Source organism: Frankia umida (assembly GCF_023242945.1).
Lineage (GTDB): Bacteria > Actinomycetota > Actinomycetes > Frankiales > Frankiaceae > Frankia > Frankia umida.
The window spans coordinates 311,225-325,883 of sequence record NZ_JALKFT010000002.1; the positions used below are offsets into that span (position 1 = coordinate 311,225).

15 protein-coding genes and 1 riboswitch are annotated in these 14,659 nt (G+C 72.0%); of the genes, 10 read left to right on the forward strand and 5 right to left on the reverse strand.

What is annotated here, in order from left to right; genetic code table 11:
• The first annotated feature begins 53 nt into the window (after window positions 1-53).
• Entirely contained in the window at window positions 54-1,208 is a 1,155-nt protein-coding gene (alr, locus tag MXD59_RS03630; protein ID WP_248823405.1) for an alanine racemase, read from the forward strand.
• A gap of 9 nt (window positions 1,209-1,217) precedes the next feature.
• Here the strand turns inward: alr and MXD59_RS03635 are convergent, their stop codons facing one another.
• Window positions 1,218-1,601 carry a hypothetical protein gene (locus MXD59_RS03635; RefSeq protein WP_248823406.1) on the reverse strand — a complete coding sequence of 128 codons (384 nt, stop codon included), beginning with the start codon at window positions 1,599-1,601 and terminating at the stop codon, window positions 1,218-1,220.
• A gap of 213 nt (window positions 1,602-1,814) precedes the next feature.
• Window positions 1,815-1,900: riboswitch (ZMP/ZTP riboswitch) on the forward strand.
• A gap of 27 nt (window positions 1,901-1,927) precedes the next feature.
• On the opposite strand from MXD59_RS03635, the gene glyA reads away from it, so the two are divergent.
• The 5 genes from glyA (at window position 1,928) to rimI (ending at window position 6,612) form a co-directional block, all read left to right on the forward strand.
• Window positions 1,928-3,190, forward strand: a complete 1,263-nt coding sequence (gene glyA / locus MXD59_RS03640) for a serine hydroxymethyltransferase (protein WP_248823459.1) — start codon at window positions 1,928-1,930, stop codon at window positions 3,188-3,190.
• A gap of 180 nt (window positions 3,191-3,370) precedes the next feature.
• Window positions 3,371-4,519 (forward strand): alpha/beta fold hydrolase, encoded by a 1,149-nt coding sequence (locus MXD59_RS03645; RefSeq protein WP_248823407.1) that lies wholly within the window; start codon window positions 3,371-3,373, stop codon window positions 4,517-4,519.
• 78 nt (window positions 4,520-4,597) lie between these two features.
• Window positions 4,598-5,122 (forward strand): tRNA (adenosine(37)-N6)-threonylcarbamoyltransferase complex ATPase subunit type 1 TsaE, encoded by a 525-nt coding sequence (tsaE, locus tag MXD59_RS03650; RefSeq protein ID WP_504858334.1) that lies wholly within the window; start codon window positions 4,598-4,600, stop codon window positions 5,120-5,122.
• 51 nt (window positions 5,123-5,173) lie between these two features.
• The gene (tsaB, locus tag MXD59_RS03655; RefSeq protein ID WP_248823408.1) at window positions 5,174-5,941 is read left to right on the forward strand and encodes a tRNA (adenosine(37)-N6)-threonylcarbamoyltransferase complex dimerization subunit type 1 TsaB; all 768 of its coding nucleotides are present in this window, start codon (window positions 5,174-5,176) and stop codon (window positions 5,939-5,941) included.
• Window positions 5,942-6,075: 134 nt separating this feature from the next.
• The gene (rimI, locus tag MXD59_RS03660; RefSeq protein WP_248823409.1) at window positions 6,076-6,612 is read left to right on the forward strand and encodes a ribosomal protein S18-alanine N-acetyltransferase; all 537 of its coding nucleotides are present in this window, start codon (window positions 6,076-6,078) and stop codon (window positions 6,610-6,612) included.
• Between the two features lie 22 nt (window positions 6,613-6,634).
• On the opposite strand, the gene MXD59_RS03665 is transcribed toward rimI, so the two are convergent.
• Window positions 6,635-7,270 (reverse strand): FMN-dependent NADH-azoreductase, encoded by a 636-nt coding sequence (locus MXD59_RS03665; protein WP_248823410.1) that lies wholly within the window; start codon window positions 7,268-7,270, stop codon window positions 6,635-6,637.
• A 222-nt stretch (window positions 7,271-7,492) separates the two neighbouring features.
• On the opposite strand from MXD59_RS03665, the gene MXD59_RS03670 reads away from it, so the two are divergent.
• A complete protein-coding gene (locus tag MXD59_RS03670) occupies window positions 7,493-8,062 on the forward strand; it encodes a MarR family winged helix-turn-helix transcriptional regulator (protein ID WP_248823411.1) in 570 nt (189 codons plus the stop codon).
• 169 nt (window positions 8,063-8,231) lie between these two features.
• On the opposite strand, the gene MXD59_RS03675 is transcribed toward MXD59_RS03670, so the two are convergent.
• On the reverse strand, window positions 8,232-8,519 hold the full coding sequence (locus MXD59_RS03675; protein ID WP_248823412.1) for a hypothetical protein: 288 nt from the start codon (window positions 8,517-8,519) through the stop codon (window positions 8,232-8,234).
• Between the two features lie 370 nt (window positions 8,520-8,889).
• On the opposite strand from MXD59_RS03675, the gene groES reads away from it, so the two are divergent.
• Window positions 8,890-9,195, forward strand: coding sequence for a co-chaperone GroES (groES, locus tag MXD59_RS03680; protein WP_009740479.1), 306 nt, complete (start codon window positions 8,890-8,892; stop codon window positions 9,193-9,195).
• 129 nt (window positions 9,196-9,324) lie between these two features.
• Complete coding sequence (gene groL, locus MXD59_RS03685; RefSeq protein ID WP_248823413.1) at window positions 9,325-10,971, forward strand: chaperonin GroEL; 1,647 nt, start codon at window positions 9,325-9,327, stop codon at window positions 10,969-10,971.
• 214 nt (window positions 10,972-11,185) lie between these two features.
• Here the strand turns inward: groL and MXD59_RS03690 are convergent, their stop codons facing one another.
• Together MXD59_RS03690 and MXD59_RS03695 are read right to left on the reverse strand one after the other, a co-directional pair.
• Window positions 11,186-11,518, reverse strand: a complete 333-nt coding sequence (locus MXD59_RS03690; protein WP_163547527.1) for a WhiB family transcriptional regulator — start codon at window positions 11,516-11,518, stop codon at window positions 11,186-11,188.
• 574 nt (window positions 11,519-12,092) lie between these two features.
• Complete coding sequence (locus MXD59_RS03695) at window positions 12,093-12,500, reverse strand: DUF5319 domain-containing protein (protein ID WP_163547526.1); 408 nt, start codon at window positions 12,498-12,500, stop codon at window positions 12,093-12,095.
• A gap of 488 nt (window positions 12,501-12,988) precedes the next feature.
• Between MXD59_RS03695 and guaB the strand changes: the two genes are divergently transcribed.
• Entirely contained in the window at window positions 12,989-14,584 is a 1,596-nt protein-coding gene (guaB, locus tag MXD59_RS03700; protein ID WP_283096272.1) for an IMP dehydrogenase, read from the forward strand.
• The last annotated feature ends 75 nt before the right edge of the window (window positions 14,585-14,659 follow it).

Below are 14,659 nucleotides of genomic sequence, written 5' to 3' on the forward strand. Positions count from 1 at the left end.
GGCTGGGTGGTGGCTGGGACGCCGGTCGGTGGTCTGCCGGTAGCGTTGGTCGGGTGAGTGAGCAGCCGACCAACACCGGGGCCGGGCCCGCCGCCCGTACCTACGCGGCCATCGAGCTCGACGCGGTGCGGGATTCGGTGACCGCCCTCGTCGACCGGGCCGGCCCGGCCGCGACCATGGCCGTGGTGAAGGCCGACGGTTACGGCCATGGCATGCTCCCGTGCGCCCGGGCCGCGCTTGAGGCCGGGGCGACCTGGCTGGGCACGGCCTTCCTCGAGGAGGCGCTGGCGCTGCGCGCCGCCGGGATCACCGTGCCGGTGCTGTGCTGGCTCAGCACACCCGCGGAGAACATCGACGCGGCGATCGAGGCCGACATCGACCTGTCGGCCTCCGCACCCTGGGCGCTGCGGCGGATCGCCGCGGCCGCCCGCCGGGTCGGCCGACGCGCCCGCGTGCATCTCAAGGCCGACACCGGACTCGGCCGGGCCGGGGCGACCCCGGCGGACTGGCCCGACCTGTGCGACGACGCGGCCCGGCTGGAGGCCGAGGGCGTCCTGTCGGCCTACGGCGTCTGGAGCCATCTGGCCTTCGCGGACGCCCCGGGGCATCCGACCGTGCAGGCCCAGATCGGGATGTTCCAGGAGGCCATCGACATCGCCGACAAGGCCGGTCTGACCCCGGTCGTGCGCCATCTCGCCAACTCCGCGGCGACCCTGGTCAGCCCGCAGGCCCACTTCGACCTGGTCCGACCGGGTGTGTCGGTCTACGGGCTCTCACCCGGCCCCGAGGTCGGCCCGCCGGCTCGTTTCGGCCTGCGCCCGGCGATGACGCTGGTCAGCCATGCCGCCCTGGTCAAGCGGGTGCCGGCCGGCACCGGCGTGTCCTACGCCCACCGCTACACCACCGAACGCGCGGCGACGCTGGCCCTGGTCCCCCTGGGCTACGCCGACGGCGTTCCCCGGTCGGCGACGAACCGCGGCGAGGTGCTTCTCGGTGGACGGCGGCGACGCATCGCCGGCACCGTCTGCATGGATCAGTTCGTTCTCGACGTCGGCGACGACGACGTGTCCGTCGGCGACGAGGTGGTGCTGTTCGGCCCGGGTGACCAGGGTGAGCCGACCGCCGACGACTGGGCCACCGCCGCCGGCACCATCAACTACGAGATCGTCACCCGCATCGGCGCCCGCGTGCCCCGCGTGTACCGCTGATCCGCGGCGTCAGCCGCAGCCGCCGGAGGAGCAGCCGCCGCCGGTCGCGGTGCTGCCGCCGAACATGCCGCGTTCCATGCGGCGCCGCACTGGCTGGGCGGCGGCCTGGGCGGCTTCCTGCTCGGCCTGTTCGATCTGGCCCCGGGTGGTGAGGGTGAGCATCACCGGCTTCGGCCCGCTCGGGGCGGCCGACGTCGATGCCAGCACCGGGGAGCCGACTCCGACCGCGCTGGTCGCCGTGATCGCAACCGAGGCGGCCACGGCGGGCTCGAGCTCGAGTTCGGGCTCGGACTCGTCGGCCACGCCGAGCGCGGCGGCGCGCTCCGGGCCGGTGAGGGTCCGGTTCGGGTTCGCGGAGACGGGCTCCTGATGCCTGCGCCATGACAGCTTCATGTATCTGCCTCCGTGATCACTATCGATGGGCCGGTCACTCCACGGTAGAGGACGACGTCCCGCTTGGCCGGGCAGGCCGGCCCGGACGTGACCCAGTCGAAGGTCCGGGTGATCGGTGGCCCGCTCGGCGGCGGGCGGGGTGTCGTCCAGAGGGTGCGGTGTCGGCCGGGGACGGGGGGTCGTGCGTCGGGCGGGGGTCGGCGACTAGGATCGAGGCGTAGTCGCGACTGGCGCACAGAGGTGGAACTGACCACCGGGGAGCGATGAGCGGGTCGGTGCCGCGCGTCTGGGTGCCTCCGGCCGAACGAGACGTGCCGGAGGTTACTGTGCACAACCCACCCCTTCCCGAACTGACCGTCGCCGATCCGGAGATCGCGGGTCTGATCGAGGCCGAGGCCTCCCGCCAGCACGGGTCCATCAGGTTGATCGCCTCGGAGAACTACGTGTCCACCGCGGTGCTCGAGGCATCCGGTTCGGTGCTGACCAACAAGTACTCCGAGGGGTACGTCGGGAAGCGCTACTACGAGGGCCAGCAGGTCATCGACCCGATCGAGACCCTCGCCGTCGACCGGGCGAAGGCGCTGTTCGGGGTCGAGCACGCCAATGTCCAGCCGTACTCCGGGTCGCCGGCGAACCTGGCCGTCTACCTGGCCTTCGCCCAGCCCGGCGACACGATCATGGGTCTGTCACTGCCGATGGGCGGGCACCTCACCCACGGGTGGAGCGTGTCGGCGACCGGCAAGTGGTTCCGCAGCGTTCGTTACGGGCTGCGGGCCGACACCGGCCGGATCGACCTGGACGAGGTGCGTGACCTCGCCCTGGCCGAGCGTCCGAAGGTCATCTTCTGCGGCGGCACGGCGATCCCGCGCACGATCGACTTCCCCGGTTTCGCCGAGATCGCGCGGGAGGTCGGCGCCGTGCTCGTCGCCGACATCGCGCACATCGCCGGGCTCATCGCCGGGGGTGCGCATCCGTCCCCGGTCGGGCACGCCCCGGTGATCTCCACCACCACGCACAAGACGCTGCGCGGCCCGCGTGGCGCGATGCTGATGTCGGACGCGGAGCATGCCACGGCGCTGGACAAGGCGGTCTTCCCCGGTCTGCAGGGTGGCCCGCACAACCACACCACCGCGGCGATCGCCGTCGCGCTGCGGGAGGCGGCGACCCCGTCGTTCCGCGAGTACGCCCAGGCCATCGTCGCCAACGCCCGCGCCCTGGCCGAGGCCCTGGTCGAGCGTGGCTTCGACCTGGTCACCGGCGGTACCGACAACCACCTGATCCTCATCGACCTGACCAGCAAGGACATCGGCGGCAAGCCGGCGGCCAAGGCGCTGGACGCCGCGGGTATCGAGCTGAACTACAACGCCGTGCCGTTCGACAAGCGCAAGCCGTTCGACCCGTCCGGCATCCGCCTCGGCACCGCCGCGGTGACCACCCGGGGCCTGACCACCGCGCACATGCCGCTGATCGCCGGTTGGATCGACGACGCCGTCAAGGCGGCCTCGGCCAACGACACCGCGACGATCGAGCGGATTCGGGCCCAGGTCAACGAGCTGACCGCCGGTTTCCCGATGCCGGGCTTCGCCTGATCCACCCCGATGATCCGCTCCGTCGCCAACCGGCTACGGAGCGCGGGCTGACCGGCCCCTGAGCGGCCCCGCGTCTGACCCGTGCACGCCGGACCATGGTCGTGGACGAGTCCCCTCGAACCTGCCTGTGTCGGATGTGCGAGGCATCATCGGTTCAGGGCAGTCCGGAGGAGCCGGGTTGTGCGGTGGACGGAGGCGGGGATGGTCAGGTCGGTCGGTGCGGTGGCGGGGTCCCGAGCAGCACGGGCGGTCACCGGCTCACTCGGGGTGGTCGGGGTGGCCGCTGTCGCCGGTCTCGTCGCCGAGCGCCGGGCCATCCACCGTCGTCGCCTGCGTACGGAGGTCACCAGGTCGTTCGAGGCCGCGCGGATCGACGGCCGGGTCACCACCGTCCTCGCCGGCGACGGGGTACCGCTGCACGTCGAGGAGACCGGCCCGGCGGACGCACCGCTCACCCTGGTGTTCGTGCACGGGTTCTGCGTGTGTTCCGACAGCTGGATCCTGCAGCAGCGCGATCTGGCCGATCTCGGGCGGATGGTGTTCTTCGACCAGCGCGCCCACGGGCGTTCCGGTCCGTCCGTCGTGGGCAACTGCACCATCGACGTGCTCGCGGATGACCTGTACCGGGTCATCCGCGAGCGGGTCCCCACCGGGCCGATCGTGCTGATCGGCCACTCGATGGGCGGCATGGCGGTGCTGGGGCTCGCCGAGGAGCATCCGGAACTGTTCGGCGAGCGCATCATCGGCGTCGCCCTGCTGTCCACCAGCGCCTCGGAGCTCGCCCGGGCCACCCTGGGCCCGGCGGCGCTGCTGACCGGGGTCGTGCGGCGGGTGGTGCCGGGTGTCGCCGTCGGCATGCGGCGGGCGTCCGGGGTGCTCGAGCACCTGCGCGGCAGCGGCAGCGACCTGTCCTGGGAGGTGACCCGCCGGATCGCCTTCGGCGGCACCGACCTGTCGCCCGCCGTCATCACCTTCCTCGAGGAGATGGTCTCCCGGACTCCGGTGGAGGTCATCGCGGCCTTCCTGCCGACCCTGCTCGACAACGACCGTCTCGCCGCCGTCGACCGGTTCACGACCACCCCCACGCTGATCGTCGTCGGAGCCGCGGACCTGGTCACCCCGGTCGGTCACAGCCGCACGATCGCGGCGGCCCTGCCCGAGGCGGAGCTGCTCGTCGAGGAGAACGCCGGGCACGCCATCATGCTGGAACGCCCCGCGGCGGTGAACGCGGCGATCCGTCGACTGGTCGAGCGTGCCGTCACCGGCCCCGCCGTCGCCCGGCCCGCCGCCGCGCACCGCCGGACCGCCCGACCGCTCGGCGCCGCCTGAGCCCGTTCGAAGACCCGCGGCAGCCGCTGTCGCGGCCGGTGGGCGGGGAAGGTGCGCGCGAGTGGTGAGAATGGAGCCATGAGCGTGAACCCGACACGCGGTGCCGACGACGGCGTTCAGGCCCCGGCGCTGGAGATCCCGACGGTGCGGATCCCGACGGCCGAGCGGATGCGTGCGCTCGGCGCGCGGCTGGCCGTCGTGCTGCGTCCCGGCGATCTGATCGTGCTCTCAGGGCCGCTCGGTGCCGGCAAGACCGTGCTCGCCCAGGGCATCGCGGCCGGTCTCGGCGTCCGGGAGACGGTCACCTCGCCGACCTACGTGCTGTCGCGGATCTACGCCGACGGCCGCATCCCGCTCGTCCATGTGGACGCCTACCGGCTCGGCGCGGCGGCCGAGGCGGACGACCTGGACCTCGACGCCGACGCCGACCGGTCGGTGACCGTCGTCGAATGGGGCGCGGGCCTGGTCGAAGGTCTCGCCCAGGACCATCTGGAGGTGGTGCTGACCCGGCCCACCGCCGACGAGTCCGGCGAGGTCCGAACCGTGCGGCTGCTGGCATCCGGCCCGTCCTGGACCGCACGTCTGCGTGGCCTGTCGAGCTGACGGGCATGGGGCGCGGCCTCGGTGGGTCGGGCGCCTCCGTAGGCTGGAGCGGTGCTGGTGCTGGCCCTTGATACGTCCACGGCTGCCTGTGCTGTGGCCCTCGCTGAACTGACGGCGGCCGAGACCGCCGCGAATCCCGGCGGCCCGAGCTGGCTGGATGAGGCCGTCGGCGACGCCGGGGTGCAGGTCTGGCCGCGCGGCAGCGTCGTCACCGTCGATGCCCGCCGCCACGGCGAGCTGCTGGCGCCGTCGATGCGCTCGGTGCTCGACGAAGCGGACGTGCACCCCTGCGACCTCGCGGCGGTCGTCGTCGGAGCCGGGCCGGGGCCGTTCACCAGCCTGCGGGTCGGGATGGTCACGGCCGCCGCGTTCGCCGACGCGCTGGAGATCCCCGTGCACGGCGTCTGCTCGCTGGACGGCATCGGTGCCGCGACGATCGGGGCGACCGCCGTGGTCACCGATGCCCGTCGGCGGGAGGTGTACTGGGCCCGGTACGACGATGGCGTGCGGGTGGGCGACCCCGCGGTCGGCCGGCCGGCGCAGGTCGCCGAGCTGTTGCGTGCTCACGGCGTCACGGCGGTCGTCGGCCCAGGTCGGGCCCTGTACGCGGACCTGTTCGCCGACTTCGCGGAGCTTCCCCTACCCGCCGCGGGCGGTGACACCACCGTGCCGGAGGCGGGCTACCCGCGTCCGGAGCTGCTGGTCGGCCTCGCCGGCGCCGATCTGCTGGCGGGGCGTGTCCCGCCGCCCCTGGTCCCGCTCTACCTGCGACGACCGGACGCCTCCGAGCCGCACGCCCCGAAGCCGGTCAGCTCATGACCCAGCCGGGCCGCCCGGCCCGGCCCGCCACGACCGAGCCGCCAGCTCCTGGATCCTCCGTCACCAGACCCCGGACCTCCCCGCTCCCGGTCAGCGAACCCCCGGCCGGCGCGCAGGCCGTCGTGGATCTTGTCATGGTGCCCACGCGCTGGTGGCATGTCGAGACCATCGCGAACCTCGAGCGCACGGTCTTCGTGGCCGACGCGTGGAGCGCCGAGCTGTTCTGGTCCGAGCTCGCCCAGGGCGATCAGCGTTACTACCTGACCGCGCTGTCGCGCCCGCGTGGTGTCGCCACGCACGACCTGACGTCGATCGTCGGTTACGCGGGTCTGGCGATCTCCGAGGACGGGGCCTACATCCAGACGGTGGGAGTCGTCCCGCACCTGCGTGGCAGGGGAGTCGGCGCCCGTCTGATGATCAGCCTGCTGCGCCGGGCGCGCCAGTTGGGGGCGCGCTCCTGCGGGCTGGAGGTCCGCACCGACAACCACGCCGCCCGGGCCCTCTACCACCGGCTCGGCTTCGTCGACATCGGTCAGCGGCGCGGCTACTACCAGCCCTCCGGCGGCGATGCCTTCGTCATGCGGGCCCGGCCGATCGACACGGTGGGCTACGGCATTCTGCTCGACGACCGGGAGCGTGCCCTCCCCGGCAGCGCCCTGCTGCAACCCTGACCAGCAGCCGCCGGTGGCCCGGTCAGGCTGCCGCGCGGGCGCGCAGAGCCGCCTCGCCGGCGCTGCGGCTGCGGGTGTTCAGGTCGATGAACTCCGCGAGCGCCGGGTTGACCGGAGCGAGCGTCATCTCCACCCGGATCAGCTCGACATCGGTCGCGCCGAGTGACTCCAGGATGTGTGCCACGTAGGGGAGCTGGTGGTCCCAGCCCTCCTTGGGTGTGCCCGCCGCGTAGGAACCGCCCTGGGTGGCGAGCACGGTGACGCGGGAACCGGTCAGCGCCGAGGGCTCCGGAGGCTGGCGCAGCGTGCGGCCCACGATGATGATCTGATCGACCCACGCCTTGAACGTCGAGGGCACCGAGAAGTTGTACATCGGCAGCGTGAACAGGTACTCGTCGGCCGCCTCGAGCTCGGCGACCAGCTCCTCGCGCCGCTTGACGGCCTCGGTCTGCGTGGGCGAGTGCTGGTCGGAGGGCAGGAAGCCGGCGGAGACGGTCTCCCAGTCCAGATGGGGCGGGGGCGTGAGGGCGAGATCCCGGTAGCCGAGGGTGCCGCCGGGATGGGCGGCCTGCCAGGCCTCGGCGAAGACAGCGCCCAGCGCCCGGGAGGTCGAACCCTCACGGGCGAAGCTGGCGTCGACGTGCAGTAGGTGGGCCATGAGCCGTCCTTTGAGTCACGGTTGCCGAGTCACGTTCGCGTCGCGGTTGCTCAGGCCGGGCCAGCCAGGTCAGGCCGCGTCAACCACGCGCAGGAAAGATCTCGATGGAAGATCTTCACCCGGTGCGAAGATCGATGCCGAGACTATCTTTAGATAGGATCGTCTGCAAGCGCACTTATCTCACGGGGTGATCGGGCTGGCGAACGCGGGTACCCTGGCACGATGAGCGACGCCGGGGCGTCTGCCGCGGTGCACGGCGCCGAGGCCGAGGGTCTGCCCGAGGACCTGGGGCACGATCTCGGCTGGCTGATGGGTCAGGCGCAGTACGGCTACCTCGAGGCGGCCGCCTCGGCCTGCACGCAGGTGCCCGGTGGTCTGCGCGCGCTTCAGGTGCTGGGCGCCGCCGTGGAGGGTGAGGGTCGCAACCAGATAGAGGTCGCGCGCAGGTTCGGCATCGACCGCACGGTCATGGTGCGTCTGGTCGACGAACTCGAGCGGGACGGGCTTGTGCTCCGTCAGCCGGATCCGGCCGATCGTCGCGCTCGCATCCTCGTCGCGACCGAACGCGGCGCCCTCGTCCACACGGCCGCCCAGCAGCAGCGACTGCTGGTTGACCAGCATGTTCTCGCCGCGCTGGAACCCGCGGAGCGCGAGGAGTTCGTCCGGCTGCTGCGCCGCATCGTGGCCCGACTCGTCGATGTGGACCCGACCCACGGCGCCGCCGCCTGCGAGATCGCCCGCCAGCAGATCGACGCCCGGGAGGGCACCGGCGGTCCAGCCGCCACCGGCTGACCAGGCGTCCACGAGAAGTCGCCGGCGCCCCGCGGCCGGTTCCGGATCGGGATCCGCCTACCTGGGTTGTCGCGGGCGGCGAATCGGACGCGAACACCACCACCGTGACCCGGGCGCACCCCGCGCACCGGTGATCTCCGAGCGGGGCGTCGCCGGGCGTGCCCCGGTCCTAGGCGGCGGCCGGCGGGTGCACCTGCTCGAACGGCCATGCGTGCGGGGCGCCCGTGGTGAGGCCGGGTGGCACAGTGGGCATCGGTGGCACAGTGGGCATCGGTGGCACAGTGGGCATCGGTGGCTCGGTGGGCATCGGTGGCGCGGTGGTGCGGATGATCACGACGACCAGGTCGCCCGCCCGCTGGTGGCTGAGATACACCTCACCGTCGCGGTCGCCGAGGGCGTCGACCGCCCAGTCCCGTAGTCGGGTGAGCTGGCCGGGGGCGGCCTTGGCCTCCCACATCCAGATCATCGTCGGACTCCCGTCGGATGCTGGCGGTGTATCGGTCCACCCCGATCGTCGCGCAGCTCACGGGGGCGGTCGGTGGTGGGGGTCGGGGCACGCGACCGGATCCGCGGCGTGCCTGGACGCCCGGATCCCCACGATCACGGGCGGAACGGGCGCGTCGGTCCACGTCCACGGAGTACGTCCCGGGCACAGCGTCGGCCTTTGAGTCTTGACAGATCCGCCCTTCTTGGTTGACGTGCGTGGTGCGGGTGCTAGGTTGGCACTCGGCACGTGAGAGTGCCAGCGACGACAGGCGCCTGTTCACCCGCGACGGCAGGCCGCCAGGGTCGCTCTCTCATCCAGCGTAGGAAGGGGGAGGTCGATCGTGACGACCGCCACCAAGGTTGCTATCAAGCCTCTTGAAGACCGCATCGTCGTGCAGCCGTCGGATGCCGAGCAGACCACCGCATCGGGCATCGTGATTCCGGACACGGCCAAGGAGAAGCCCCAGGAGGGGACTGTTCTCGCGGTCGGACCGGGTCGGTTCGAGGACGGCAAGCGCGTCCCGCTCGACGTGAAGGTCGGCGACGTGGTGCTCTACAGCAAGTACGGCGGTACCGAGGTCAAGTACTCGGGCGAGGAGTACCTGGTGCTCTCCGCGCGCGACGTCCTCGCGATCATCGAGAAGTAGGCCGTGCGTCGGTAGCGACGCGACGGGGGGCGCGCCCCGCTGGTGGCCGCCCGGTGTCCGCCGGGTGCACCGGCGGGGCGCGCTTCTCGTTGTGCTACCGGCAATCGATGTCGGGAGGACACCTCAGGTATGCCGAAAATTCTGACGTTCAACGAGGATGCCCGTCACGCACTCGAGGACGGCGTCAACGCGCTCGCCAACGCGGTGAAGGTGACGATCGGCCCACGCGGGCGCAACGTCGTCATCGACAAGAACTACGGCGCGCCGACGATCACCAATGACGGGGTGACGATCGCGCGCGAGGTCGAGCTGGACGACCCGTACCGCAACCTTGGCGCCCAGCTCGCCAAGGAGGTCGCCACCAAGACCAACGACGTCGCCGGTGACGGCACCACCACGGCGACCGTGCTGGCCCAGGGAATGGTCCGGTTCGGCCTCAAGCAGGTCACCGCGGGCGCCGCACCGCTGTCGCTCAAGGCTGGCATCGAGGCCGCGGTCGAGGCCGTCTCGGCGGCGCTGCTCGAGCAGGCCATCGAGGTCAGCGCGAAGGAGACCATCGCCCAGGTGGCGGCGATCTCCGCGCAGGACGTCCGGGTCGGCGAGCTGATCGCCGAGGCGATCGACAAGATCGGCAAGGACGGCGTCATCACGGTCGAGGAGAGCCAGACCCTCGGGCTCGACCTTGAGCTCACCGAGGGGATGCAGTTCGACAAGGGCTACATCTCGCCGTACTTCGTCACCGACACCGACTCCCAGGAAGCGGTGCTCGAGGACGCCTACGTCCTGCTCTACCCGGGCAAGATCGCGGCGCTGAACGAGATCCTGCCCCTGCTCGAGCAGGTCGTGCAGGAGCGCAAGCCGCTGCTGATCATCGCCGAGGACATCGAGGGCGAGGCGCTGTCCACCCTGGTGGTGAACACGATCCGCAAGACCTTCCAGGTCGTCGCGGTGAAGGCGCCCGGCTTCGGTGACCGCCGCAAGGCGCTGCTGCAGGACATCGCGGTGCTCACCGGTGGGCAGGTCATCGCCACCGAGGTCGGCCTGTCCCTGGACGCGGCGACCCTCGCCGATCTCGGCCAGGTCCGGCGCGTGGTCGTCGACGCGGGCAACACCATCCTCGTCGACGGTGCCGGCGACGCGGACGCGGTCGCCGAGCGCGTGCGCAACCTCAAGGGCGAGATCGAGGCCAGCGAGTCCGACTGGGACCGCGAGAAGCTCCAGGAGCGGCTGGCCAAGCTCGCGGGCGGGGTCGCGGTCATCCGCGTCGGCGCCGCCACCGAGGTGGAGCTCAAGGAGAAGAAGCACCGTCTCGAGGACGCTGTCTCGGCGACCCGCGCGGCCATCGAGGAGGGCATCGTCGCCGGTGGCGGCGCCGCCCTCGTGCACGTCGCCTCGGTGCTCGACGGGGGCCTCGGTCGCACCGGTGACGAACTCGCCGGTGTGAACGTCGTGCGTTCCTCGCTCGACGCTCCGCTGTCCTGGATCGCGCGCAACGCGGGCCAGGAGGGAGCGGTCATCGTCAACAAGGTCAGGGAGCTCAAGCCCGGCCACGGCTACAACGCCGCGACCGGCGAGTACACCGACCTGATCGCGGCCGGCATCATCGACCCGGTCAAGGTCACCCGCTCGGCGGTGGCGAACGCCGCGTCGATCGCGGCGCTGCTCATCACCACCGAGAGCCTCGTCGTCGAGAAGCCGGCCAGGTCCGCGGGCGACCACGGGCACAGCCATGGCCACGGCCACGGCCACAGCCACCAGCACGGCCCCGGTTTCTGACCGGCCACGCACAACGATGCGGCCCGACCTGGGCCCCCGGCAGGGGGTTCAGGCGGGCCGCATCGCCGTTTCGGTGGGCACCGGCCGCCGCTTCCACCCTCGTCGGGTGACAACCAGTCAGGGCCTCACCCGTCCCGGGTGATCAGCGGTGGCGGGCGGGGATGTCGGCCATATCGGCTCCCGGTCCGCCCCCCACCGCTCATCGGTGCGCCGCTCAGCAGGCCGGCGCGAGCCCAGGACGTGCCGGTACGCGGCGGGTCACCCCGCGCCGCGAGCGGCCGGTGAGGATCGCCTCGCGTTCGGACTCGCTGAGCCCGCCCCAGACGCCGTACGGCTCGCGTGCGGTCAGCGCGTACTCGCCGCACGCACGCACGACCGGACAGCGGGCGCAGATCGCCTTGGCCGCCGCCTCCCGTGCCGCCCGGGCTGGCCCGCGTTCGCCTTCGGGATGGAAGAACAACTCCGTACTCTCGCCCCGGCAGGCGCCGTGAAGCTGCCACTCCCACTTCTCCGCGCCGGGGCCGGGAAGTCGTCGAACATCGGTCATCGGCCTGAGCCCCCCTTTCGACCTGAGCGGCGAGCGCCGCGGCGTCACCGTAGTACCGGTCACCCTCCCGGGGATCTTGAAAATTTCACCCTGGGCCCGGCATCGGCCACCGTCGGTCCGCGACCTGTCGCGGCGTGCCTGACCGCGCCGCACCGTCGGGGCATGCCGCGGCCAACGCCGAGGGGCGGAGCGGGTCGGATGGTGTTCTGCCTACCCAGGACCTTCGCCTACCCACGACCTCGGCTGGTCACACGACCTCGCGCGAGCTGTGCCGCGGTTCGCTGTCCGCCCGGCCCAGGTCCTCGTCCGGTATGCCCGGCGCGCGTCACGGAACCGAGCCGCCGGCGCACGCTCGGTCAGATCGGATGGTCCGGGTACGGCGGATGGTCCGGGCGCGGCGGATGTCGCGCTGGCTCGAAAGTTCTACCGCGGACGTCCGAACGTGGACCCCCACCCGGGCACACCCGGGGCAGGAGGAAGCACCCCACCGCGAGGAACGGCCACCACATCCCCGGGACGACCGGCCACACCATGGGACGGCGGACACCGCGCGATCGCGACCGCGCGGTGGAACTCAGCGGGAGTCGGCCTCCGAGGCGGCGGACGCCTCGTAGACGCCATCGGCGAAGCCGCGGGCGTACTCCCAGCTCACGTAGCACGAGTAGTCAGGCGCGAACGCCGGCTCGTGCACCCGGGTGCGGCCCTCGTTGAGCAGGTTGCGCAGATTGCCGGCCAGCAGCTCCCAGTCGAAGTAGTGGGGCTCAGCGCAACCCTCGCAGTCGACCACGAGCCCGCGGTATCCGCGTGGCTCGAGCAACGTGCGGAAGACGTCCAGGTCTCCCAGCTCCGCGAGGACCTCTTCCCGCTCGTGCAGGGAAAGCGGTTCGAGCAGATGGAGATCGTCTGCGGAGTCGAGGCGCGCGAGCTCAGCGGCCGGATCCTCGGGGTCACCCGCGAAGGGGTCGACAGGCTCGTCGCTCACGAGGACAACGCTACGCTTGCCCGGACTGCTAAGTGGTCCCGATTCGGAGTCTCGGCACCGTTGTGCGGCGCTTGTGAGAGGTTCGGCGGCTCGTCGTCGTCCCGAAAACCCCGTCGGTCGCGCCCATCCCACCGGTTGTGCGGGTCCCCACGACCGGCGGTCACAGCTCTTCGCGCTGGTGGCCAGGGTCGTCCGCGCAGGGCACGGCCACCGTCGCGGGTAGCGAGGCGACACCGTGGCCCGGCCGCGATCTCGGTCACGCGGCGCCCGCCCAGTGGTGCCATCGCCCTCTACGATGGGGATGTGCCGTGACCCGACGGCCGGATGCCTCCCAGCGATGGCCGCACGCGGGCCCGGGGTCCGCGAGGCCCCGCGTTCCCGTCTCGTCCACCGGGCGATCGGGCCGGACCCCAGGCACCCGGCGGGGCCGTGGCCGTCGGGCGGTTCCGCAGCGCCGCGGCACCGGTCACTCCGGAACGGAAGGTGCCATGAACGCCCCTGTCGCCACGCACTCGTCCACGTCGGGCGCAGGCTCCGTCGAGCCCCGAGCAGACCTGCTGGGTGCCGACGCCGCCCCGGTACCGCCGAAGCTCGCGATGCTCGGGCTGACCTTCGACGACGTCCTGCTGCTGCCGGCCGAGTCCGACCTGGTGCCCTCCGAGGCCGACACGTCGACCCGGCTGTCGCGTTCGATCAACCTCGCCGTCCCGCTGGTCTCCTCGGCGATGGACACGGTGACCGAGGCGCGGATGGCGATCGCCATGGCCCGCCAGGGCGGCGTCGGTGTGCTGCACCGCAACCTGTCGATCGACGAGCAGGCCCAGCAGGTCGACATGGTCAAGCGGTCCGAGTCCGGCATGATCACCGCACCGGTGACCTGCGGCCCCGAGGCCACCCTCGAGGACGCCAACGTCCTCATGGCGCGCTACCGCATCTCCGGTGTGCCGGTGACCGAGCCGGACGGCCAGCTCGTCGGGATCGTCACCAACCGTGACATCCGCTTCGAGCGTGACTACTCCCGCCGGGTCCAGGACGTGATGACCCGGATGCCGCTGATCACCGCGCCGGTCGGCGTGTCCCCCGAGGACGCGCTTGCCCTGCTGCACCGACACAAGATCGAGAAGCTGCCGATCGTCGACGACTCGGGTCGGCTGCGCGGGCTGATCACCGTCAAGGACTTCACCAAGCGTGAGCAGTACCCGAACGCCACCAAGGACGCGGACGGCCGGCTCGTCGTCGGCGCCGCGGTCGGCGTCGGGGAGGACGCCTACAAGCGGGCCCAGGTGCTCGTCGCCGCCGGTGTGGACTTCCTGATCGTCGACACCGCGCACGGGCACCAGCGGGCCGTGCCCGACATGGTCCGCCGGCTCAAGACCGATCTGCGGGCCGGTCCCGGCGGCCGCCCGCTGGACATCATCGGTGGGAACGTGGCGACCGGCGCCGGAGCCGCCGCGCTCATCGCCGCCGGCGCGGACGCGATCAAGGTCGGGGTCGGGCCCGGCTCGATCTGCACCACCCGCATCGTGTCCGGTGTCGGTGTGCCGCAGGTCACCGCGATCTACGAGGCGGCCCAGGTCGCCCGGCGCCACGGCGTGCCCGTCATCGGCGACGGTGGCCTGCAGTACTCCGGGGACATCGCCAAGGCGATCGCGGTCGGCGCCGACACGGTCATGCTCGGCAGCCTGCTCGCCGGCGTGGACGAGAGCCCGGGCGAGCTCATCTTCATCAACGGCAAGCAGTTCAAGGCATACCGGGGCATGGGCTCGCTGGCGGCGATGCGCAGCCGCGGCGTGGCGCGGTCCTACTCCAAGGACCGCTACTTCCAGGACGACGTGCTCTCCGACGACAAGCTCGTCCCCGAGGGCGTCGAGGGGCAGGTGCCCTACCGCGGCTCGCTCGCGGCCGTCGCGCACCAGCTCATCGGCGGGCTGCGCGCCGCGATGGGATACACCGGCTCGCCGACGATCCAACGCCTTCAGGACGACGCGCAGCTGATCCGGATCACCTCCGCCGGCCTGGTCGAGAGCCACCCGCACGACGTCCAGATGACCGTCGAGGCGCCGAACTACAACTCCGTGCGCTGACGAGAGCTCCTTCCCATCTCGGGTGGACGGGTGGTGCCGCGGGCGCCCCCGTCCACCGTGTTGTTTCGCGTCGTG

Excerpts from the sequence above, each read along its gene's own strand:
- MXD59_RS03635 (WP_248823406.1), bottom strand. The coding sequence starts at position 1,601 with ATGAAGCTGTCATGGCGCAGGCATCAGGAGCCCGTCTCCGCGAACCCG.
- tsaE (WP_504858334.1), top strand. The coding sequence starts at position 4,598 with ATGAGCGTGAACCCGACACGCGGTGCCGACGACGGCGTTCAGGCCCCG.
- rimI (WP_248823409.1), top strand. The coding sequence starts at position 6,076 with ATGGTGCCCACGCGCTGGTGGCATGTCGAGACCATCGCGAACCTCGAG.
- MXD59_RS03665 (WP_248823410.1), bottom strand. The coding sequence starts at position 7,270 with ATGGCCCACCTACTGCACGTCGACGCCAGCTTCGCCCGTGAGGGTTCG.
- MXD59_RS03670 (WP_248823411.1), top strand. The coding sequence starts at position 7,493 with ATGAGCGACGCCGGGGCGTCTGCCGCGGTGCACGGCGCCGAGGCCGAG.
- MXD59_RS03675 (WP_248823412.1), bottom strand. The coding sequence starts at position 8,519 with ATGTGGGAGGCCAAGGCCGCCCCCGGCCAGCTCACCCGACTACGGGAC.
- groL (WP_248823413.1), top strand. The coding sequence starts at position 9,325 with ATGCCGAAAATTCTGACGTTCAACGAGGATGCCCGTCACGCACTCGAG.
- MXD59_RS03690 (WP_163547527.1), bottom strand. The coding sequence starts at position 11,518 with ATGACCGATGTTCGACGACTTCCCGGCCCCGGCGCGGAGAAGTGGGAG.
- guaB (WP_283096272.1), top strand. The coding sequence starts at position 12,989 with ATGAACGCCCCTGTCGCCACGCACTCGTCCACGTCGGGCGCAGGCTCC.